The sequence below is a fragment of the Acidovorax sp. WCS2018Noco2-16 genome, assembly GCF_031843945.1.
Lineage (GTDB): Bacteria > Pseudomonadota > Gammaproteobacteria > Burkholderiales > Burkholderiaceae_C > Paracidovorax.
In genome coordinates this window covers 605,959-624,809 of the sequence record NZ_JAVTJJ010000001.1, presented here as the reverse complement: position 1 = coordinate 624,809, position 18,851 = coordinate 605,959, and the positions used below count along the sequence as shown (strand labels likewise).

Below are 18,851 nucleotides of genomic sequence, written 5' to 3'. Positions count from 1 at the left end.
AGTTGGCGAAAAAGACATTCCTGGACTTCGAGCAGCCCATCGGTGAGCTCGAATCGAAAATCGAAGAACTGCGTTACGTCCAGACCGAAAGCGCGGTCGATATCTCCGAAGAGATCGACCAGCTGAGCAAGAAGAGCCAGCAGCTCACCAAGGACATCTACGGCGACCTGACGCCCTGGCAGATCACCAAGATTGCGCGCCACCCTGAGCGCCCGTACACCATGGACTACGTGCGCGAGGTTTTCACCGACTTCGTGGAAATGCACGGCGACCGCCACTTTGCGGACGACCTGTCCATCATCGGCGGCCTGGCCCGCTTCAACGGACACCCCTGCATGGTCATCGGCCAGCAAAAGGGCCGTGACACCAAGGAGCGCGCCGCGCGCAACTTCGGCATGAGCCGCCCCGAGGGCTATCGCAAGGCGCTGCGCCTGATGAAAACGGCAGAGAAGTTCAAGCTGCCGGTCTTCACCTTCGTCGACACGCCCGGTGCCTATCCGGGCATCGACGCCGAAGAGCGTGGCCAGTCCGAAGCCATCGGCCGCAACATTTTTGAAATGGCCCAGCTGGAAGTGCCCATCATCACCACGGTGATCGGCGAAGGCGGCTCCGGCGGCGCGCTGGCCATCAGCGTGGCCGACCAGGTCATCATGCTGCAGTACTCCATCTACTCGGTCATCAGCCCCGAAGGCTGCGCCTCCATCCTCTGGAAGACGGGCGACAAGGCGCAGGACGCGGCCGACGCCATGGGCATCACCGCACATCGCCTGAAGGCGCTGGGCCTGGTGGACAAGATCGTCAGCGAGCCCGTGGGCGGCGCGCACCGCGACCACAAGCAGATGGCCGCCTTCCTCAAGCGCGCGCTGGGCGACGCCTTCCGCCAACTGGCCGACCTCAAGCCCAAGGACCTGCTCGACCGCCGCTACGAGCGGCTGCAGAGCTATGGCCGCTTTACCGACACCAAGGCCGACAGCCGTTGAAGCTGCGGCTGCCGCGGCCATCGCAGCCCGGGTAATTGCCAGGCGGCCCTGCGGGGCCGTTTTTTCTGGGCGGCTCCGTTCTGCAGCAGCGGCCCTCAGCCAAGATCAATGACGCAATCCTTCGACGCCGCCATGCAAGCCTTCGCGCCCGACTTGCCGCTGGGCGTAGGCTTCAGCGGCGGGGCGGATTCGACCGCGCTGCTGCTGGCCTGCCATGCGCGCTGGCCGGGGCAGGTGGTCGCGCTGCATGTACACCACGGTTTGCAAGCGGCTGCGGATGATTTCGAGGCCCACTGCCGTGCGATCTGCGACACCCTGGGCGTGCCACTGCGCAGTTGCCGAATCGACGCGCGGCCGCAAGCAGGACAGAGCCCGGAAGACGCGGCCCGCCGGGCACGTTATCAGTCTTTTCAGGCTCTAGTGCTTGACTATCAAGCGCAGGTAGCTATTAAAACAATAGCATTGGCACAGCATGCCGACGACCAGGCCGAAACGCTGTTGCTGGCGCTGTCGCGCGGTGCCGGCGCACCCGGCCTGGCTGCCATGCCTGCCCGCTGGGAGCGGGCAGGCATTAACTGGCACCGGCCGTTGCTGCGCGTGGCTGGCCATGACGTGCGTGGGTGGCTGCAGGCGCGCGGCGCCACCTGGGTCGAAGACCCCACCAATGCCGACGAGCGCTACACCCGCAACCGCATCCGGCGGCAGCTGCTGCCAGTACTAGACGCCGTGTTCCCGCAGTTTCGCGACACGTTCGCGCGCAGTGCTGCGCATGCTGCGCAGGCGAGCGAGCTGCTGCATGAACTCGCTGAGCAGGACCTTGCCGCAGCCGGCAACCCGCCCCGCATCGACGTACTGCGAAGCATGAGCGCCGCGCGGCAAGCCAACCTGCTGCGCCACTGGCTGCGCACGGCGCACGGCGCCACGCCGTCCAGTGCGCAACTGGCCGAGCTGCAGTCCCAGATCGCCAATTGCGCCACCCGCGGGCACCGCATCCGCATGCGCGTGGGCTCGGGCTTCGTCGTGCGCGAGGCGGATGTCCTCGGTTGGTGCAATTGCTAGGTTTTGGTTCCAACTTCTGCACGAACCGGCGGCGCGCCAAAACAGCTTTTCTCATCCTTTCGCGCCCTGCCTTTCGGTTCGTCTTTCCACATATCCAATCGCACTGATCGTTCATAAATACGGCGGCACGTCGATGGGCTCGACCGAGCGCATCCGCAACGTTGCCAAGCGCGTGGCCAAGTGGGCTCGGGCCGGCCACCAGATGGTCGTGGTTCCCAGCGCCATGAGTGGCGAAACCAATCGCCTGCTCGGGCTGGCCGAAGATCTTGCACCCTCGCGCGCCACGTCGGCCTATCACCGTGAACTCGACATGCTGGCCTCGAAATGCTGGGAAATGGCCAGCCTCGGCAGCAAGGTGCTGCAGATTCGCTCGGTCGAATTTGCCGACAAATACAAAGTGCCGTTGCGTGTGATCTCCAGCTTCACGCCCTGGGACATCGACATCGACGAAGAAGCCCGCTCCGGCACGCTGATCACTTTTGAGGAAGACGAAAAAATGGAACAAGCCGTCTTATCCGGCATCGCATTCAACCGCTACGACGCCAAGGTCTCCGTGCTGGGCGTGCCGACAAGGCAGGCATCGCCGACCAGATCCTGGGTGCGGTGGCTGACGCCACAATCGAAGTCGACGTGATCACCCAGAACCTGAGCAAGGACGGAAAGACCGACTTCAGCTTCACGGTGAACCGCAGCGACTATGCACGCACGATCGAGCTGCTGAAGGAAAAGGTTCTGCCCGAACTGGGCGCGCAGGAAGTCGTGGGCGACGCCAAGATCTGCAAGGTGAGCATCGTCGGCATCGGCATGCGTAGTCACGTCGGCGTGGCCGCCAAGATGTTCCGCGTGCTGAGCGAAGTGGGCATTAACATCCAGATGATCTCCACCTCGGAAATCAAGACCTCGGTGGTCATCGACGAGAAGTACGTCGAGCTGGCCGTGCGTACCTTGCACAAGGCATTCGATCTCGACCAACCGGCCGCCTGAGCGCCTGAGAGGGCCTCAAACTGAGGCATAATAGCGGGATTGGAAACGTGACCGAGTGGCCGAAGGTGCTCCCCTGCTAAGGGAGTATGGGGTGTAGAGCCTCATCGAGGGTTCGAATCCCTCCGTTTCCGCCAGAGTTCAAAGCCCCAAGTGATTCAGTCACTTGGGGCTTTTCTCTTTGTGCCGCTACGTAGATTTCTGCGTCTGGCACGGCGCCCGATATGAAAGCCCTGGACTGATCTAAAGAATGAAGACCATCGATGAGATGCTGAATCTCGACTTGCTGACCCACGAGCAGCATTCCCAGATCAGTGCATGGATTGCCCGGTCCTCATCGCCTGACGAAATACTGCAGATGCCGGCGCCACTTTGGCAGGCGGTTGAGCGTGCGAGCCAGGCGATGGGCATCAACGAAGATCTGTTGCGTCCTCCGTCGCTGGATGACGGCGGCGCTGCCTAGGATCATGCTGGCCTGAGCAACGCCCGAGCCTCTGATGTGGAGGCTTGCAAATGCCCCTGGATCAAGCGGTTAGTCGCTGCCTTGCAGCGATTGCTGGCATGCTCAATCCTTTGTTCACCAGGTACTTGTTTATGCACGTCGGCTCAGGCGCCATGGCAATCGTGATTGCTTTTGCAGGCACAGCAGCCGCACAGTCCACTGTGGTCGGCTCAGCCAGCCAGTGCAGTTCAGAGGCCACAGCCATCTCGCGCGACATGGATGTGGCCCGTTCCAAGGGGCAGATGTTGCGTCATCGTCAGTTGGCCGACCAACGTGCCGCATTGCTGAAGAACTGCTCTCTGACAGCTGGTTCTGAAAGCCCTGGTGACCGGATCAAGCATCTGGAACTCAGGATCGTTCAGCTGAGAGGCGAGCTAACTGATGCCGAGGCGGAGCTTGAAAGGCTTCGCAAAGCCCAGTAACTGCGGCGGCGCTGTAGACGCGGCTCAGGCCGAGCTCAGCTCGCCCAGGGCAAAGACAGAGTTTGGAACGTTGCGCGCCGGCAATTGCGTGCGTACGACTCTGCGTGCTGCTGGGCGAATCTGCCGATTGGAGGATTCGCTCTCCGTAATCTGCGCGTTCTGCTGTTTCAGCAAGTCAGCGACCGTGATGGACTGCAGATAATCCTTCACGCGGGAATGGAAGGAGATCCACAGTTCTTCCGTCATTTCCGCTGAAGGCAGCCCCAACGCGTCTGACGCAGGGTCGGCCGCATCGGTGGTCGGCCGCGCCATGAACTTCTCGGATGCAGCGACGATCTCGGCCACGGACAGTTCCTGCGGCTGGCGTGTCAACGTGTAGCCGCCGCCGGGCCCGCGGATGCTCGTGACCAAGCCCGCGCGGCGCAGTGCGCCGAAGATGTCTTCCAGATACGACAGCGAGATGCCTTGCCGGGCACTGATGCCGGGCAGTGCGACGGGGCCGCCGTGAGAACGCAGAGCCATGTCGGTGACTGCAGTGACGGCCATCTTGCCTCGGGTGGTCAAACGCATGATGAAAATACTCCTGGAACGAGGTTGCCAACGTCTTGGGAGCCACTGTGCTGATCCTTCAGACGCAGGGGCCACACATGTGGATCGGCCCTGCAAAACAGCGGCGCCTTGGACAGGCACGAGAAAAGAAACAGAGGGGAAAGGGCGCTGCTCACGAAGCAGTGAGCTGCAGGAGCCTGGCGCAGACGCTACGTCGAAGCAGCCGCGCGGACGTCAGGCAAACAAGCCGATGCGCGGAGGCTTGCGGGGTGTGGCTGGAGCGTGCGAGGCGGACTGCGCCTGGTCCACCTGGACTGGTGAATAGGTGGGGCCCGAACGGCGCATAACCGCCATGGACGGGTTCAACTCGTCTGGCAATTCGTGCAGGTCATCGGCCAAAGCATGGCCTGGCATGTCGGGTACCTGGTCGGCCGGGCTATGGGAGGGAGCGGGCAGTTCGGAAACGGTTGCCAGCGCGGCTAGCTGCGCCTTCTCGTGATGCTGCAACACCAAAGAGGCGACGCTAGCGCGGTGCTGCGCTGACTCAGTCGGTGTGGAAAAGCCCACGGCCGAAACTCCTACGCTGAGGAAGAAGTGCAGAGTGAAGACCGTGATAAACCACCGTAGCATCGTGGGTAAATTATAGCCAGGCGTCTAAAGCTGTGTGGGGCAAGGCCTCCAGGACAAGGCGATAGCCTACACCGGTCTCTGTCAGCAGATGCCGGGGCTGGGCGGGGTCGACCTCCAGCTTGCGGCGCAGGTGGCCCATGTGGATGCGCAGGTAGTGGCTGCGGTCGACATGGCCCGGCCCCCACACTTCCGTCAGCAGTTGGCGCTGCGTCAGCACCCGCCCAGCGTTGGCGGCCAGCACCGTCAGCATGCGGTATTCGATGGGCGTGAGGTGCACTGGCTGGCCGTCGCGCAATACGGTGCGTGCGGCACGGTCGATTTGAACCGTGCCGAAAATCAACAGCGGATCAGGGTCGGCACTGCCTTCACCCAGCCGGGGGCGTCGCAAGTTCGCACGCACGCGCGCCAGCAGTTCGCCCGTGCCGAAGGGCTTGGTCAGGTAATCGTCGGCACCGGCATCCAGCGCGGCGATCTTGTCGGACTCGTCCGCGCGGGCCGACAGCACGATGATGGTCACCGGCGACCAGCCGCGCGCGTCGCGGATCAGATCCAGCCCGTCACCGTCCGGCAATCCCAGGTCGAGGACGACCAGGTCGGGCTTGCGAGTGGCCACGGCCGCCAGTCCCGCCTGCAACGTGGCGGCCTCGTGCACCAGCCATCCTTCGGCCTCCAGCGCCGAGCGCACAAAGCGACGGATCTGCGGCTCGTCTTCAATCACGATCACGGTGCGGGCTGAAAGCATGGGCCGATTGTCGGGGGTGGCGTTCAGTCGCCTGCCATCTCAGGCGCCTCGCGGCGCGGCAGGGTGAGATGGAACAGCGCGCCACCGCCCGGTGCCGAATGCGCGGTGATGTCGCCGCCGTGCGCCTGCGCGATGGCCTTGCATATGGCCAGCCCCAGGCCCACGCCGGGAATGGCCGATTCCGCGTGGCCGCGCGTGAACTTGTCGAACGGCGTGCTTGTCGTTCCGCGCAGCGATGCAGGCAGGCCCGGCCCGTTGTCGCTTACCGTGATGTTCAGCGTGGTGTCGCCAGTCCAGGCACGTATCTCGATCGGGGGCGCGCCGTACTTGGAAGCGTTTTCCAGCAAATTGACCAGCACGCGTTCCACCAGGACCGCGTCGAATTCCACCAAGGGCAGATCCTCTGGCAACTGCGTCTGCACTGGCAAACCGCCCAGCGCAGCCTGGCTGGCCCGTATGGCCGAGCCGACCACCTCTTCCACCGATTGCCAATCGCGCCGCAACTGGGGCGCGCCGGGCAGGCCGCCGTCCAGCCGCGCCATGTCCAGCAGGTTGGTCACCAGTGCATGAAGCGCGCGGGCCTGCGACACGATGGCCCGGGCCGTGTCGGCATGCTGCGTTGCGGGCTGGCCGGGCAGCGCTTCGGCCAAGCCGCGCAGGGCTGTCAGCGGCGTGCGGATGTCGTGCGACAGCGCCCCCAGCAGCGTGTTGCGCAGCCGCTCCGATTCCATATCCACGACGGCCTGTTGTGCGATGTCGACGTAATGCACACGCTCCAGCGCTATGGCGATTTGGCGGACCAGCGTGTCCAGTTGCCTGGCGTGTTCGGGCACGGCCAGCAAATCGGGAACGGGCAGCGTCAGGGCCAGCACGCCGCGCACGCGCATGGGCGCTTGCAGTGGCAAATAACGCCACGGTTGGGCGGACAGCGTGGCCGTGCCCAGGCCTGCCGGCTCGCCATGGCGAAACGCCCATTCTGCGACATGGCCGTCCCAGTCGGGCGGATGGGGCTGCGGCGGCACCAGCCGGTCGGCGGCATCGGTCAGCACCACGACGGCCTGGCCGCCGAAGTACGCGCGGATGGCTTGCTCACCCAGTTCAGCCACTTGTCGCGCCTCCAACGCGCCCGACAACTCCCGCGTCAATTCAAAGAGCGAATGGGTGCGCCGCTCGCGCTCGGCTGCCACGCCGGCGGATGAGCGCAAGCCGGCGGTCAGCTGGCCAATCACTAGGCCCACCGCAAGCATGACCGCGAAGGTGAGCAGGTATTGCGCATCGCTCACCGCGAACGAGATGCGAGGAGGCACGAAAAAATAGTCGAAGGACAGCACATTCAGCAAGGCGGCCAGCGCTGCAGGTGCACGTCCCCAGCGCAGCGCCACCCCCACCACGCCCAGCAGGAACAGCATGACGATGTTCACCAGGTCGAGCATGTCGATGAGTGGCAGCGTAAGCAGGGTCAGCGTAATGCTGACCGCCGTGGCCCAGGCAAAGCCCCATGCGCGAGAAGGACGGGCGGGCAACAGGTGGTGCACCGTGCCTTCGCCAGCGATCTTGGTCGCCAGCGTGCGTGGCAATGCGCGATGCGGTGCGGGCGCGACCTGCACGATGTCCACCCCTGGCAACTTGCGCGTCAGTTGCGACTGCAGGCGGGAGCCTGAGCAGGCACGCCGCCACGCTGGAGCGTCCGCGCCACGGCCGATGACCAGCGTTGCGCAGTTCAAGCGGCCAGCCTGTTCGGCCAGGCCCTGCACCACGCTGGGCGCCGTCGGTACCGCTGTTTCTGCGCCCAGGCTCTGCGCCAGCTGCAGTGTCGCCAGGGCCTGTTCACGCTGGGCGGTGGGCAGGCGGCGCTGCGGTGTCTCGACGTGGACGGCATGCCAGCGCACATTCAGTTGGCCCGCCAGGCGGGCGGCGGTGCGCACCGTCTGCGCTGCGGCTGGGTGGCCGCCGACCGCCACCAGCAGGGCGCCGGATGTGTTCCAGGCCTGCGCAGCGCCCGCGCTGCCGGAATGCTCCACGCGCCAGTCGCGCATGTCGTCTTCCACATGCTCGGCCGTGCGCCGCAGGGCAATCTCGCGCAGTGCGATCAGGTTGCCTGTGCGAAAGAAGTTGCGTGCCGCCTGCTGCGCCTGCGCCGGCACGTAGACCTTGCCGGCCTTCAGCCGCGCGAGCAATTCGTCGGGCGTCACGTCCACCAGCACCACTTCGTCGGCATCGTCCAGCACCGCATCAGGCACGGTTTCATGCACGCGAATGCCGGTGATAGTTCCCACCGTGCCGTTCAGGCTTTCCAGGTGCTGCACGTTCAGTGCGGTCCACACGTCAATGCCTGCCGCCAGCAGCTCCTGCACGTCCTGCCAGCGCTTGGTGTGGCGCGATCCAGGCGCATTGGTGTGCGCCAGTTCGTCCACCAGCAGCACCTGCGGGCGGGCAGCCAGCGCGGCGTCCAGGTCCAGCTCGTGCAGCACGCGGCCGCGGTACGGCATTTCGCGCAGGGGCAGCACGGCCAGACCATCCAGCAGGGCCGCGGTCTCCGCGCGGCCATGGGTTTCGATCACGCCCACCCGCACGTCGCGGCCCGCCTGGCGCTCGCGCTGCGCGGCGCTCAGCATCGACCAGGACTTGCCCACGCCCGCATTGGCGCCGAAATAGATGCGCAGGCGCCCCGTGCGCTGCTGGGCCTCTTGCGCGCGCAATTGGGCGATCAGCGCGTCGGGGTCGGGGCGTTCGATGTCGGGCATGGGGCGTGATGATGACTTATGGCGCAGGGCGTGCGGACGGATCGGCAGCGGCGAGCGCCAGATTGAGCGCCAGCACGTTCACACGCGGCTCGCCGATCAGGCCCAAGAGCGGGGCTTCGGTGTGGCGGTCGATCAGCGCCAACACGTCAGCTTCGGGCAGCCCGCGCACCCGCGCCACGCGTGCGGCCTGGTAGCGGGCGCCGGCGGGCGTGATGTGGGGGTCGAGCCCGCTGGGCGACGTGGTCACCAGGTCTGCAGGCACGGGGGCGTCGTTGCCTGGATCGGCTTCGCGCAATGCTTGCACGCGCGCCTGCACAGCCTCGGTCAGCGCTGGGTTCAGCGGTCCCTGGTTCGACCCGCCGGAGGCCGCGCCGTTGTTGGGCATGGACGCGGTGGCCGACGGGCGGCCCCAGAAATTGCGCGGTTCGGCAAACGGCTGGCCGATCAGCGCCGAGCCGATGGTGCGGCCATCCCGCTCCAGCAGGCTGCCCTGCGACTGCCAGGGGAAAAGAGCCTGCACCGCGCCCGTGACGGCGGCGGGGTAGAGCAGGCCGGTGAAGGCGCTCAGCAAGGCGAGCAGCACCAGGGCCGGGCGAATGATTGTGTTGAACATGGTGTGAAATTTCAGACGAGGCCGGCTGCTGCCAGCAGCATGTCGATCAGCTTGATGCCGATGAACGGCACGATGAGCCCGCCCAGCCCATAGATGGCCAGGTTGCGGCGCAGCAGGGCCGCGGCACCCACGGGGCGGTAGCGCACGCCTTTGAGCGCCAGCGGAATCAGGAACACGATGATCAGCGCGTTGAAGATCACCGCCGACAAAATGGCCGACGAAGGACTGGCCAGCCGCATGACGTTGAGCGCGTCCAACTGCGGGTAGGTGGCTGCGAACAGCGCCGGCACGATGGCAAAGTATTTCGCCACGTCGTTGGCGATCGAGAAGGTGGTCAGCGAGCCGCGCGTCATCAGCAGCGCCTTGCCCGTTTCCACCACCTCCAGCAGCTTGGTGGGGTTGGAATCCAGGTCCACCATGTTGCCGGCTTCCTTGGCCGCCTGCGTGCCGCTGCCCATGGCCACCGCCACGTCGGCCTGCGCCAGGGCGGGGGCGTCGTTGGTGCCGTCGCCGGTCATGGCGACCAGGTGGCCTTCGGCCTGGTACTTGCGGATGCGTGCCAGCTTGTCTTCGGGCGTGGCCTCGGCCAGGAAGTCGTCCACGCCCGCCTCGGCGGCAATGGCGGCGGCCGTCAGCCGGTTGTCGCCGGTGATCATCACCGTCTGGATGCCCATGCGGCGCAGCTCGGCAAAGCGTTCCTTGATGCCGGCCTTGACCACGTCTTTCAGCTCGACGATGCCCAGCACGCGTGCGCCTTCGGCCACTGCCAGCGGCGTGCTGCCGCGCCGCGCCACGTCGTCGGCTGCTGCCAGCACGACCGCGGGCACGGTGCCGCCCAGCGATTCAACATGGCGGCACACGGCCTGCACGGCGCCCTTGCGCACGGCGACCGGCTCCGCATTCACCGACAGCGCCGGCGCGGGCAGGTCGATGCCGCTCATGCGCGTCTGCGCCGTGAAGGGCACGAACACCGCGCGCCCGGGCGCATCGGCCCGCACGCCGCCCTGGTGCGCCAGCGTGACGATGCTGCGGCCCTCGGGCGTTTCGTCCGACAGCGACGCCAGCAGCGCGGCGCGGGCCAGCGCGCTGCTGTCGCAGCCGGGCGCTGGCAAAAACGCGCTGGCCTGGCGATTGCCGTGCGTGATGGTGCCGGTCTTGTCCAGCAGCAGCACGTCCACGTCACCGGCAGCTTCGACCGCGCGGCCCGACGTGGCGATCACGTTGGCCTGCATCATGCGGCTCATGCCCGCCACACCCACGGCCGACAGCAGCCCGCCGATGGTGGTGGGGATCAGGCACACCAGCAGCGCGATCAGCGCGGTCAGCGGCACGGGCGAACCTGCGCCGACGGCCTGCACGCTGAACAGCGAGAACGGCAGCAGCGTGGCGGTGACCACCAGGAAGACGATGGTCAGCGCCACCAGCAAGATGGTGAGCGCGACCTCGTTGGGCGTCTTCTGGCGGCGCGCGGCCTCCACCATGCCGATCATGCGGTCAAGGAACGACTCGCCCGGGTTCACGGCGATGCGCACGACGAGCCAGTCCGACAGCACGCGCGTGCCGCCGGTCACGGCAGAAAAATCGCCGCCCGATTCGCGCACCACCGGGGCCGATTCGCCGGTGATGGCGCTTTCGTCCACCGACGCGACGCCGTCCACCACTTCGCCGTCCAGCGGAATCACGTCACCGGTTTCCACCAGCACCACATCGCCGCGCCGCAGGTCGCTGGCTTGCGCGGGCAGCCAGGTGCGGTCAGGGCTGGGCCAGGCGGCCTGGAGCTTCTTGGCCCACGTATCCTTGCGCAGGCCCTTGAGCGACGCGGCTTGTGCTTTGCTGCGGCCTTCGGCCAGCGCCTCAGCAAAGTTGGCGAAAAGTACGGTGAACCACAGCCCCAGCGACACCGCCAGGATGAAGCGCGGAGACAGGCCGCTCCCCTGTGCCGCGTCGGGCGCGGCCAAGGCCTGCGCCCACAGCAGCGTGGTCATGATGCTGCCGACGTATACGACGAACATCACTGGGTTGCGCCACTGCGCGGCGGGCCAGAGCTTAGAGAACGCGCCGACCAGCGCGGGCTTGAGCAGGGCGACATCCATCAACGACTGCTTGAAATCCGTAGCGGGAGTAACGGGGGTGGAGGGAGTTGCAGGGGTTTGCATCGTTGTCTTTCCTTACTTGGCCGGCCACAGCATCAAGTGCTCGACCACCGGCCCCAGCGCCAGCGACGGCACGTAATTCAGCAGGCCCACCAGCAGCACGGTGGCCACCAGCAAGGCCACGAAGAGTGGGCCGTGCGTGGGCAGCGTGCCGCTGGTCACCGGCAGGCGCTGCTTGGCGGCCAGCGCGCCGGCAATGGCCAGCACCGGCACGATCACGCCGAAGCGGCCCAGCCACATCGCCACGCCCAGCAAGGCGTTGTAGAAGGGCGTGTTGGCCGACAGGCCGGCAAAGGCGCTGCCGTTGTTGTTGGCGGCCGAGGTCAGCGCGTACAGCACTTCGGAAAAGCCGTGCGCGCCCGGGTTGGCGATGCCAGCGGTGCCCGCGCCGGTGCTTACCGCCACCGCGGTGCCCAGCAGCACCACGATGGGCGTGACCAGAATGGCCAGCGAGACCAGCTTCATCTCGCGCACCTCGATCTTCTTGCCCAGGTACTCTGGCGTGCGGCCGATCATCAGGCCCGCGATGAACACGGCCAGCAGCGCGAACACCAGCATGCCGTAGAGCCCGCTGCCCACGCCGCCAAACACCACCTCGCCCAGTTGCATCAGCACCAGCGGCACCAGGCCGCCCAGCGGCGTGAGCGAATCGTGCAGGGTGTTCACCGCGCCGCACGACGCTGCCGTCGTCACCGCTGCGAACAGGGCCGACGCGGTGATGCCGAAGCGCACTTCCTTGCCTTCCATGTTGCCGCCAGCCGCCATGGCGCTGGCCGTCTGGTCCACGCCCAGGCGCGCCAGCAGCGGGTTGCCTGCCTGCTCGGCCGCGGTGATGGCGACGACGGCTGCGACGAACAGCACCGTCATGGCCGCCAGCAGCGCCCAGCCTTGCCGCTGGTCGCCCACCACGCGGCCGAAGGCCAGGCACAGCGCGGTCGGGATGAGGAAGATCGCCAGCATCTGGATGAAGTTGGAGAGCGCCGTGGGGTTCTCATATGGATGCGCCGAATTGGCATTGAAGAAGCCGCCGCCGTTGGTGCCCAACATCTTGATGGCCTCTTGCGACGCCACCGGGCCCATGGCGATCACCTGGGTGTCGCTGCGCACGGTGTCGGTCAGCGGCGCGCCGGCCGCGTCCAGCACGGGCTGGCCTGCGGCATCCACGCGCGGCGCTTGGTAAACCGTGGTCTCCAGCGGGGTCACCACCGCGTCGGGCTTGAAGTTCTGGATCACGCCCTGGCCGGCCAGCAGCAGCGCAATGGCGAACGACAGCGGCGCCAGCACCCACAGCGTGATGCGCGTGACGTCGGCCCAGAAGTTGCCCACCAGGCCTTTGCCGTCGGCGCGCCGGCCCGCAAAGCCCCGCGCCAGCGCGAACGCCACCGCAATGCCCGTGGCGGCGGACAGAAAGTTCTGCACTGTCAACCCCAGCATCTGGGTGAGATGGCTCATGGTGGCCTCACCCGCATAGCCCTGCCAGTTGGTGTTGGCGACAAAGCTCACGGCGGTGTTGAAGGCCGAATCAGGCGACACCGCGCCGCGCGCCATGGGGTTCAGCGGCAGGTGGTTCTGCATGCGCTGCAGGGCGTACAGCACCAGCGTGCCGACGCCGTTGAAGGCGATCAGGCTGAGCGCGTAGCGGTGCCAGGGCATCGACGCGTCCGGCTGCACGCCAGCCAGGCGATACAAGGGCGCCTCGATGCGTTGCAGCACACGCGGCAACTGTCCAGTGCACAGCGCGGCCAGCAGGCGGCCCACGGGCCAGGCCAGCAGCGCCAGCACGGCGAGAAAGAGGGCGAGCAGCCCCCAGGCGGAAGCGGTCATGTCAGAACTCCTCCGCGCAGATCAGCGCGAACACGAGGTACGCGAACAGCAGCACCGCCACCATGCCGGCCAGGCCGTACAGCACTTCGATGCCCATCACGTGCGCTCCTGCCGTTGCGCCGGCGCCGTGCGGTGCAGCCACAAGGCCGCCTCAGCGGCTGCCACCCACAGCGCCGCTATCGCGGCCATCCACATCCAATCCATCGCATCACTCCCGTTGTCAGACATGGCAGTGATTCTGGAAACGGGCGTGCAAAGACGGTGCACAGAAGCAGCGGCCGCGCGTATAGAAACCGTAAAGAAACCGATTTGCTATTGTTTTTATAGCTGCTAGCGCTTTTGGAATAAGCGCTAGAGCCTTAAAAGACCATAAATTCCGCCCTTCAGTGCCTACAGCCATGCTGCGGGGCTACATGCCTATACAGGTTGGCCCATGTCTTGCATGGCATAGCCGGCAGTGTTGTTGTGCGCACCCGTCAGGTGCAGCGCACCGGGCACGTTGGCCGGTTCTGCGCCATGCCTGCGCGTTTTCCCTGTATAGACAGCGGACGCGGGCGCGCATCATTCCGGCGCAGTGGCGTTTCGATGGATCTCAACGAGGAGCTGAATACATGAACCGAACGATGGGTTGCAGGATGGTGTCGCTGATTGCGGCTGGGGTGTGCTTGCTGGGCGCTGCCACGGCAGTGCAGGCGCAGGACACGAAGATCGTGCTGGGCATGTCCGGCTGGACGGGCTTTGCGCCGCTGACGCTGGCCGACAAGGCGGGCCTGTTCAAGAAGAACGGGCTGGACGTCGAACTCAAGATGATTCCGCAGAAAGACCGCCACCTGGCCCTGGCCTCCAAGGCCATCCAGTGCGCAGCCACCACGGTGGAAACGCATGTCGCCTGGAACACCAACGGCGTGCCCATCGTGCAGATCTTCCAGATGGACAAGTCCTATGGCGCCGACGGCATTGCGGTGCGCAACGACGTCAAGAGCTTTGCCGACCTCAAGGGCAAGACCATCGCCGTCAGCGCCCCGGGCACTGCGCCGTACTTCGGCCTGGCGTGGATGCTCTCCAAGAACGGCATGAGCCTGAAGGACGTCAAGACCGTGTCGCTGGAACCGCAACCCGCCGCGCAGTCGTTCGTGGCGGGCCAGAACGATGCGGCCATGACATATGAGCCCTATCTGTCCACTGTGCGCGCCAGCCCACAGGCCGGCAAAATTTTGGCGACCACCATCGACTACCCCATGGTGATGGACACCGTGGGCTGTGCGCCCGACTGGCTCAAGGCCAACCCCAAGGCGGCGCAGGCGCTCACACAGTCGTACTTCGACGCGCTCGATCTGATCAAGGCTGACCCGGCCAAGGCCAACGAGATCATGGGCGCTGCGGTCAAGCAGACCGGCGACGCGTTCGCCAAGTCGTCGGCCTATCTGCGCTGGCAGGACAAGGCCGCCAACCAGAAGTTCTTCGCCGGCGAGTTGCAGCAGTTCATGAAAGACGCTGCCGCCGTGTTGCTGGAGGCCGGCGTGATCCGCAAGCAGCCGGACAACTTCAACGCCATGTTTGACGACAGCTTCATCAAATGATGGAGGCGGTGCCGACGACAACCGCCCGCCGCCGCCTGCGCCCGCTGGAGCCCGTGGGCGCCGTCACGCGCTGGCTGCTGGGCGTGGCCTTCTTCGTGCTGTTCTTCGCCGTGTGGGCAGTGGCCACCCTGGGCGGATTCGTGTCGCCCACCTTCCTGGCCAGCCCGGTCACCATGGTGCAAGAAGGCTGGCTGCTGTTCACTCAGTTCAACTTTCTGTACGACATCGGTATGACGGTGTGGCGGGTGCTGGGCGGGTTCATCATGGCCGCCATCGTGGCCGTGCCGCTGGGCATTGCGATGGGCGCGCACAAGGGCTTCGAGGCGTTCCTGGAGCCCTTCGTGTCGTTCTGCCGCTACCTGCCGGCCTCGGCCTTCATTCCGCTGCTGATTCTGTGGGCCGGCCTGGGCGAAATGCAGAAGCTGCTGGTGATCTTCATCGGCTCTGTGTTCCAGATCATCCTGATGGTCGCCGTCATCGTGGGCAGCGCGCGCCGCGACTTGGTGGAGGCCGCCTACACCCTGGGCGCCACGCCCACCGGCATCGTGCGCCGCGTGCTCATTCCGGGAGCCGCGCCCGACATCGCCGAAACCCTGCGCCTGGTGCTGGGCTGGGCGTGGACCTACGTGATCGTCGCCGAGCTGATCGGCTCGTCATCGGGCATCGGCCACATGATCACCGACAGTCAGGCGCTGCTGAACACCGGCCAGATCATCTTCGGCATCATCGTCATCGGCCTCATCGGACTGGTGTCCGATTCCCTCTTCAAGGCGATCAACCGCCGCCTCTTCGCGTGGAGCACCATCTGATGAGCGAGCTGTCCATCCAGGGTGTCTCGCGCACCTTCACCTCGGCCAAGGGCCAGGCCACCCAGGCGCTGCTGCCGGTGGATTTCCACGTGGCCGACAACGACTTCGTCACCATCCTCGGCCCGTCAGGCTGCGGCAAATCGACCATGCTGCGCATCGTGGCGGGGCTGGACCATCCCACCAGCGGCCGCGTGCTGCTGGACGGCCGCCCAGTCGAAGGCCCGGGCGCCGACCGGGGCATGGTGTTCCAGAGCTACACGCTGTTTCCCTGGCTCACCATCGAGCAGAACATCCGCTTCGGCCTGCGCGAGCGCGGCATGCCAGAGGGGCAGCAAAAGGAACGCGCGGCGTATTTCATCGCGAAGGTGGGCTTGCGCGGCTTCGAGCAGCATTACCCCAAGCAGCTGTCGGGCGGCATGCAGCAGCGCACGGCCATCGCCCGCGCGCTCGCCAACGACCCCAAGATCCTGCTCATGGACGAGCCGTTCGGCGCGCTCGACAACCAGACCCGCGTGCTGATGCAGGAGCTGCTGCTGGGCATATGGGAGGCCGAGCGCAAGACGGTGCTGTTCGTCACGCACGACATCGACGAGGCCATCTTCATGGCCAGCCGCGTGGCGGTGTTCAGCGCGCGGCCCGGCCGCATCAAGACCGAACTGGCCGTCGACTTGCCGCACCCGCGCCATTACACGATCAAGACCTCGCCCGAGTTCATGGCGCTGAAGGCGCGGCTGACGGAAGAGATCCGCGCCGAGTCGATGGCGGCGGATGCGCACTGAGGGTGCGCTGATAGAGTCCCGCGCCATGACGACTTCCGCACGCAAACGACCTTCCAAGCCCGCCGCTGCGTTGGCCACTACCTCGGCCGCGGCCGAGCCCGCGCTGGCGCTCTACCAGCAGGTCAAGGACCACATCGTGCGGCGCATTCAGGACGGCTCCTGGCGCGCGGGCGACCGCCTGCCGTCGGAGAACGAGCTGGTGCTGCAGTTCGGCATGTCGCGCATGACGGTGAACCGCGCGCTGCGCGAATTGATGGAGCAGGGCCGCATCGTGCGCGTGGCCGGCGTGGGCAGCTTCGTGGCCGAAGACAAGCCGCAGTCCACGCTGCTGCAGATTGCCAACCTGGCCAGCGAGATCCGCCAGCGCGGGCACGACTACCGCTGCGACGTGCTGACCGTGGAGCGCGTCTCCGCACCGCTGGACGTGGCCGCCGCGCTGGACGTGCGCACTGGCGAATCGGTGTTCCATTCGCTGTGCGTGCACCGCGAGGACGGTGTGCCCGTGCAACTGGAAGACCGCTACGTGAACCCGCGCGCCGTGCCCCAGTTCGGTGCGCAGGACTTCACCCAGCTGCAACCCTCTGAATATCTGGTGCGCAACGTGCCGTTCGACCAGATGGAGCATGTGGTGGACGCCGTGCTGCCCACGCCCGAGCAGGCCCGTCTGCTGGACATTGCCGTGACCGACCCGTGCCTGCTGCTCACGCGCCGCACCTGGTCGCGGGGCGTGCCGGTCACCATCGTGCGCTGCCTGCATCCGGGCTCGCGCTATCGGCTCGGCAGCCGCATCCGTGCGGATGGGCATGCGCTGGTGGGTTGAAGAAATGCAGTCTCATCCTGTCTATACAAGATGATTGTTCCATGATTCAATCGGGGCATCAAGCGGACTGAAAACGCTTTATTTTCTGAAATTAACTTGTATAGACAGGATTGATTCATGAGCGCCGTGCCCATCTCCCTCGTGCTTCACCCCGGCCAGGTCACACTGGCCGATCTGCGCACCATCGCGGCCGGCGGGGTGCAGCTGACGCTGGACGCATCGGCCACGCCCGGAATGCAGGCCGCGCAGGCCGTGGTCGATCGCATCGTCGAAGAAGATCAGGTGGTCTACGGCATCAACACCGGCTTCGGCAAGCTGGCCAGCACGAAGATCGCCCATGAGCGGCTGGCCGAGCTGCAGCGCAACCTGGTGCTGTCGCACAGCGTGGGCACGGGCGACCCGCTGGGGGACGACGTGGTGCGCATGGTGCTGGCGACCAAGGCGATCAGCCTGGCGCGCGGCCATTCGGGCGTGCGGCCTGCGCTGGTGCACGCACTGCTGGCGCTGGCCAATGCCGACGTGTTGCCCGTCATTCCCGCCAAGGGCTCGGTCGGCGCCTCGGGCGACCTAGCGCCGCTGGCGCACCTGGCCTGCGTGCTGATCGGTGAAGGCTTTGCGAAAGTGAACGGCCAGGTCGTTTCGGGCCGTGAAGCCATGGCGGCCATCGGCCTGGAGCCCTTCGTTCTGGGCCCCAAGGAAGGGCTGGCGCTGCTCAACGGCACGCAGGTATCCACTGCGCTGGCGCTGGCCGGCCTGTTCGGCGCCGAGAGCGTGTTCGCCGCCGGGCTGGTGGCGGGCTGCCTGACGCTGGAGGCCATCAAGGGCTCCGTCAAACCCTTCGATGCGCGCATCCACGAAGCGCGCGGCCAGGCGGGCCAGATCGCCGTGGCGGCGGCAGTGCGTGCCTTGCTCGACGGCAGCGCCATCGACACATCGCACCCGCACTGCGGCCGTGTGCAAGACCCATATTCGATTCGCTGCGTGCCGCAGGTGATGGGCGCCTGCCTCGACAACCTGACCCAGGCCGCGCGCGTGCTGCAGATCGAGGCCAATGCGGCGTCGGACAACCCGCTGGTGTTTACCGACACGGGCGACGTCATCTCCGGCGGCAACTTCCATGCCGAGCCGGTAGCCTTCGCCGCCGATATCCTCGCGTTGGCTATTTCCGAGATCGGCGCCATCTCCGAGCGCCGCCTGGCGCTGCTGCTGGACACGGGCCTGTCGGGCCTGCCGGCCTTTTTGATCCGCGACAGCGGCGTCAATTCCGGCTTCATGATCGCCCAGGTCACCGCCGCCGCCCTGGCGGCCGAGAACCAGTGCCTGGCGCACCCCAGCAGCGTGACCAGTCTGCCGACGTCGGCCAACCAGGAAGACCACGTCTCCATGGCCACCTACGCCGCTCGCCGCCTGCTGGACATGGTGCGCAACACGGGCGTGATCGTCGGCATTGAGGCCATGGCCGCCGCGCAGGGGATGGAGTTCGACCGATCCATCAAAAGTTCGGTTTTGGTCGAAGCCCAGTTCTCCGCCATTCGCGCGCGCGTGGCTTTTCTGGAGCAGGACCGCTATCTGGCCCCTGACATCGAGGCCGTGCGCGTGTGGGCGCTGGAAGCGTCTTGGCCCGATCCGCTGACCGCCTGCCTGCCCAGCTTCCAATGACCGAC

18 protein-coding genes, 1 tRNA gene and 1 pseudogene are annotated in these 18,851 nt (G+C 66.2%); 11 read left to right on the top strand and 9 right to left on the bottom strand.

All coding sequences use genetic code 11. The features are described 5' to 3' along the window. Window positions 1–2: 2 nt before the first annotated feature. The 6 genes and pseudogenes from RQI28_RS02800 to RQI28_RS02775 all read left to right on the top strand — a co-directional run bounded on the left by RQI28_RS02800 (window position 3) and on the right by RQI28_RS02775 (window position 3,944). Window positions 3–980, top strand: coding sequence for an acetyl-CoA carboxylase carboxyltransferase subunit alpha (locus RQI28_RS02800; protein ID WP_311221060.1), 978 nt, complete (start codon window positions 3–5; stop codon window positions 978–980). 108 nt (window positions 981–1,088) lie between these two features. Beyond that, on the top strand, window positions 1,089–2,039 hold the full coding sequence (gene tilS, locus RQI28_RS02795) for a tRNA lysidine(34) synthetase TilS (RefSeq protein WP_311221059.1): 951 nt from the start codon (window positions 1,089–1,091) through the stop codon (window positions 2,037–2,039). A 97-nt stretch (window positions 2,040–2,136) separates the two neighbouring features. Beyond that, window positions 2,137–3,023: pseudogene (locus RQI28_RS02790) on the top strand (aspartate kinase). Window positions 3,024–3,064: 41 nt separating this feature from the next. Further along, a tRNA-Ser gene (locus RQI28_RS02785) sits at window positions 3,065–3,157 on the top strand. Between the two features lie 113 nt (window positions 3,158–3,270). After that, window positions 3,271–3,483 carry a hypothetical protein gene (locus tag RQI28_RS02780; RefSeq protein ID WP_311221058.1) on the top strand — a complete coding sequence of 71 codons (213 nt, stop codon included), beginning with the start codon at window positions 3,271–3,273 and terminating at the stop codon, window positions 3,481–3,483. Between the two features lie 50 nt (window positions 3,484–3,533). After that, complete coding sequence (locus RQI28_RS02775; RefSeq protein WP_311221057.1) at window positions 3,534–3,944, top strand: DUF1090 domain-containing protein; 411 nt, start codon at window positions 3,534–3,536, stop codon at window positions 3,942–3,944. Window positions 3,945–3,968: 24 nt separating this feature from the next. Here the strand turns inward: RQI28_RS02775 and RQI28_RS02770 are convergent, their stop codons facing one another. The 9 genes from RQI28_RS02770 to RQI28_RS02730 all read right to left on the bottom strand — a co-directional run bounded on the left by RQI28_RS02770 (window position 3,969) and on the right by RQI28_RS02730 (window position 13,427). Beyond that, complete coding sequence (locus RQI28_RS02770) at window positions 3,969–4,514, bottom strand: Rrf2 family transcriptional regulator (RefSeq protein WP_311221056.1); 546 nt, start codon at window positions 4,512–4,514, stop codon at window positions 3,969–3,971. A gap of 213 nt (window positions 4,515–4,727) precedes the next feature. Then, window positions 4,728–4,907: a hypothetical protein gene (locus RQI28_RS02765; protein WP_311221055.1), complete on the bottom strand. Its 180-nt coding sequence runs from the start codon at window positions 4,905–4,907 to the stop codon at window positions 4,728–4,730. Between the two features lie 226 nt (window positions 4,908–5,133). Next, on the bottom strand, window positions 5,134–5,865 hold the full coding sequence (gene kdpE / locus RQI28_RS02760; protein ID WP_311221054.1) for a two-component system response regulator KdpE: 732 nt from the start codon (window positions 5,863–5,865) through the stop codon (window positions 5,134–5,136). Between the two features lie 23 nt (window positions 5,866–5,888). Further along, window positions 5,889–8,609 carry a DUF4118 domain-containing protein gene (locus RQI28_RS02755; RefSeq protein ID WP_311221053.1) on the bottom strand — a complete coding sequence of 907 codons (2,721 nt, stop codon included), beginning with the start codon at window positions 8,607–8,609 and terminating at the stop codon, window positions 5,889–5,891. A 16-nt stretch (window positions 8,610–8,625) separates the two neighbouring features. After that, the gene (gene kdpC, locus RQI28_RS02750; RefSeq protein WP_311221052.1) at window positions 8,626–9,222 is read right to left on the bottom strand and encodes a potassium-transporting ATPase subunit KdpC; all 597 of its coding nucleotides are present in this window, start codon (window positions 9,220–9,222) and stop codon (window positions 8,626–8,628) included. An 11-nt stretch (window positions 9,223–9,233) separates the two neighbouring features. Further along, a complete protein-coding gene (gene kdpB, locus RQI28_RS02745) occupies window positions 9,234–11,378 on the bottom strand; it encodes a potassium-transporting ATPase subunit KdpB (RefSeq protein WP_311221051.1) in 2,145 nt (714 codons plus the stop codon). 12 nt (window positions 11,379–11,390) lie between these two features. Then, window positions 11,391–13,199, bottom strand: coding sequence for a potassium-transporting ATPase subunit KdpA (gene kdpA, locus RQI28_RS02740; protein WP_311221050.1), 1,809 nt, complete (start codon window positions 13,197–13,199; stop codon window positions 11,391–11,393). Between the two features lies 1 nt (window position 13,200). Next, window positions 13,201–13,299: a potassium-transporting ATPase subunit F gene (locus tag RQI28_RS02735; RefSeq protein ID WP_311221049.1), complete on the bottom strand. Its 99-nt coding sequence runs from the start codon at window positions 13,297–13,299 to the stop codon at window positions 13,201–13,203. Further along, complete coding sequence (locus RQI28_RS02730) at window positions 13,296–13,427, bottom strand: hypothetical protein (protein ID WP_311221048.1); 132 nt, start codon at window positions 13,425–13,427, stop codon at window positions 13,296–13,298. The genes RQI28_RS02735 and RQI28_RS02730 overlap by 4 nt, the downstream gene beginning before the upstream one ends. Window positions 13,428–13,822: 395 nt before the next feature. Between RQI28_RS02730 and RQI28_RS02725 the strand changes: the two genes are divergently transcribed. The 5 genes from RQI28_RS02725 (at window position 13,823) to hutH (ending at window position 18,846) form a co-directional block, all read left to right on the top strand. Then, window positions 13,823–14,779 (top strand): ABC transporter substrate-binding protein, encoded by a 957-nt coding sequence (locus RQI28_RS02725; protein ID WP_404976854.1) that lies wholly within the window; start codon window positions 13,823–13,825, stop codon window positions 14,777–14,779. Continuing rightward, complete coding sequence (locus tag RQI28_RS02720; RefSeq protein ID WP_311221552.1) at window positions 14,779–15,588, top strand: ABC transporter permease; 810 nt, start codon at window positions 14,779–14,781, stop codon at window positions 15,586–15,588. Before RQI28_RS02725 ends, RQI28_RS02720 begins: the two co-directional genes overlap by 1 nt. Then, entirely contained in the window at window positions 15,588–16,367 is a 780-nt protein-coding gene (locus tag RQI28_RS02715) for an ABC transporter ATP-binding protein (RefSeq protein ID WP_311221046.1), read from the top strand. Before RQI28_RS02720 ends, RQI28_RS02715 begins: the two co-directional genes overlap by 1 nt. A 25-nt stretch (window positions 16,368–16,392) precedes the next feature. After that, complete coding sequence (gene hutC, locus RQI28_RS02710; protein ID WP_311221045.1) at window positions 16,393–17,187, top strand: histidine utilization repressor; 795 nt, start codon at window positions 16,393–16,395, stop codon at window positions 17,185–17,187. Between the two features lie 117 nt (window positions 17,188–17,304). Beyond that, a complete protein-coding gene (gene hutH / locus RQI28_RS02705) occupies window positions 17,305–18,846 on the top strand; it encodes a histidine ammonia-lyase (RefSeq protein WP_311221044.1) in 1,542 nt (513 codons plus the stop codon). The last annotated feature ends 5 nt before the right edge of the window (window positions 18,847–18,851 follow it).

Coding starts and splice junctions, on each gene's coding strand:
- tilS (WP_311221059.1), top strand. CDS start 1,089: ATGACGCAATCCTTCGACGCCGCCATGCAAGCCTTCGCGCCCGACTTG.
- RQI28_RS02780 (WP_311221058.1), top strand. CDS start 3,271: ATGAAGACCATCGATGAGATGCTGAATCTCGACTTGCTGACCCACGAG.
- RQI28_RS02775 (WP_311221057.1), top strand. CDS start 3,534: ATGCCCCTGGATCAAGCGGTTAGTCGCTGCCTTGCAGCGATTGCTGGC.
- RQI28_RS02770 (WP_311221056.1), bottom strand. CDS start 4,514: ATGCGTTTGACCACCCGAGGCAAGATGGCCGTCACTGCAGTCACCGAC.
- RQI28_RS02765 (WP_311221055.1), bottom strand. CDS start 4,907: ATGCCAGGCCATGCTTTGGCCGATGACCTGCACGAATTGCCAGACGAG.
- kdpE (WP_311221054.1), bottom strand. CDS start 5,865: ATGCTTTCAGCCCGCACCGTGATCGTGATTGAAGACGAGCCGCAGATC.
- RQI28_RS02755 (WP_311221053.1), bottom strand. CDS start 8,609: ATGCCCGACATCGAACGCCCCGACCCCGACGCGCTGATCGCCCAATTG.
- kdpC (WP_311221052.1), bottom strand. CDS start 9,222: ATGTTCAACACAATCATTCGCCCGGCCCTGGTGCTGCTCGCCTTGCTG.
- kdpB (WP_311221051.1), bottom strand. CDS start 11,378: ATGCAAACCCCTGCAACTCCCTCCACCCCCGTTACTCCCGCTACGGAT.
- kdpA (WP_311221050.1), bottom strand. CDS start 13,199: ATGACCGCTTCCGCCTGGGGGCTGCTCGCCCTCTTTCTCGCCGTGCTG.
- RQI28_RS02730 (WP_311221048.1), bottom strand. CDS start 13,427: ATGTCTGACAACGGGAGTGATGCGATGGATTGGATGTGGATGGCCGCG.
- RQI28_RS02725 (WP_404976854.1), top strand. CDS start 13,823: ATGGGTTGCAGGATGGTGTCGCTGATTGCGGCTGGGGTGTGCTTGCTG.
- RQI28_RS02720 (WP_311221552.1), top strand. CDS start 14,779: ATGGAGGCGGTGCCGACGACAACCGCCCGCCGCCGCCTGCGCCCGCTG.
- RQI28_RS02715 (WP_311221046.1), top strand. CDS start 15,588: ATGAGCGAGCTGTCCATCCAGGGTGTCTCGCGCACCTTCACCTCGGCC.
- hutC (WP_311221045.1), top strand. CDS start 16,393: ATGACGACTTCCGCACGCAAACGACCTTCCAAGCCCGCCGCTGCGTTG.
- hutH (WP_311221044.1), top strand. CDS start 17,305: ATGAGCGCCGTGCCCATCTCCCTCGTGCTTCACCCCGGCCAGGTCACA.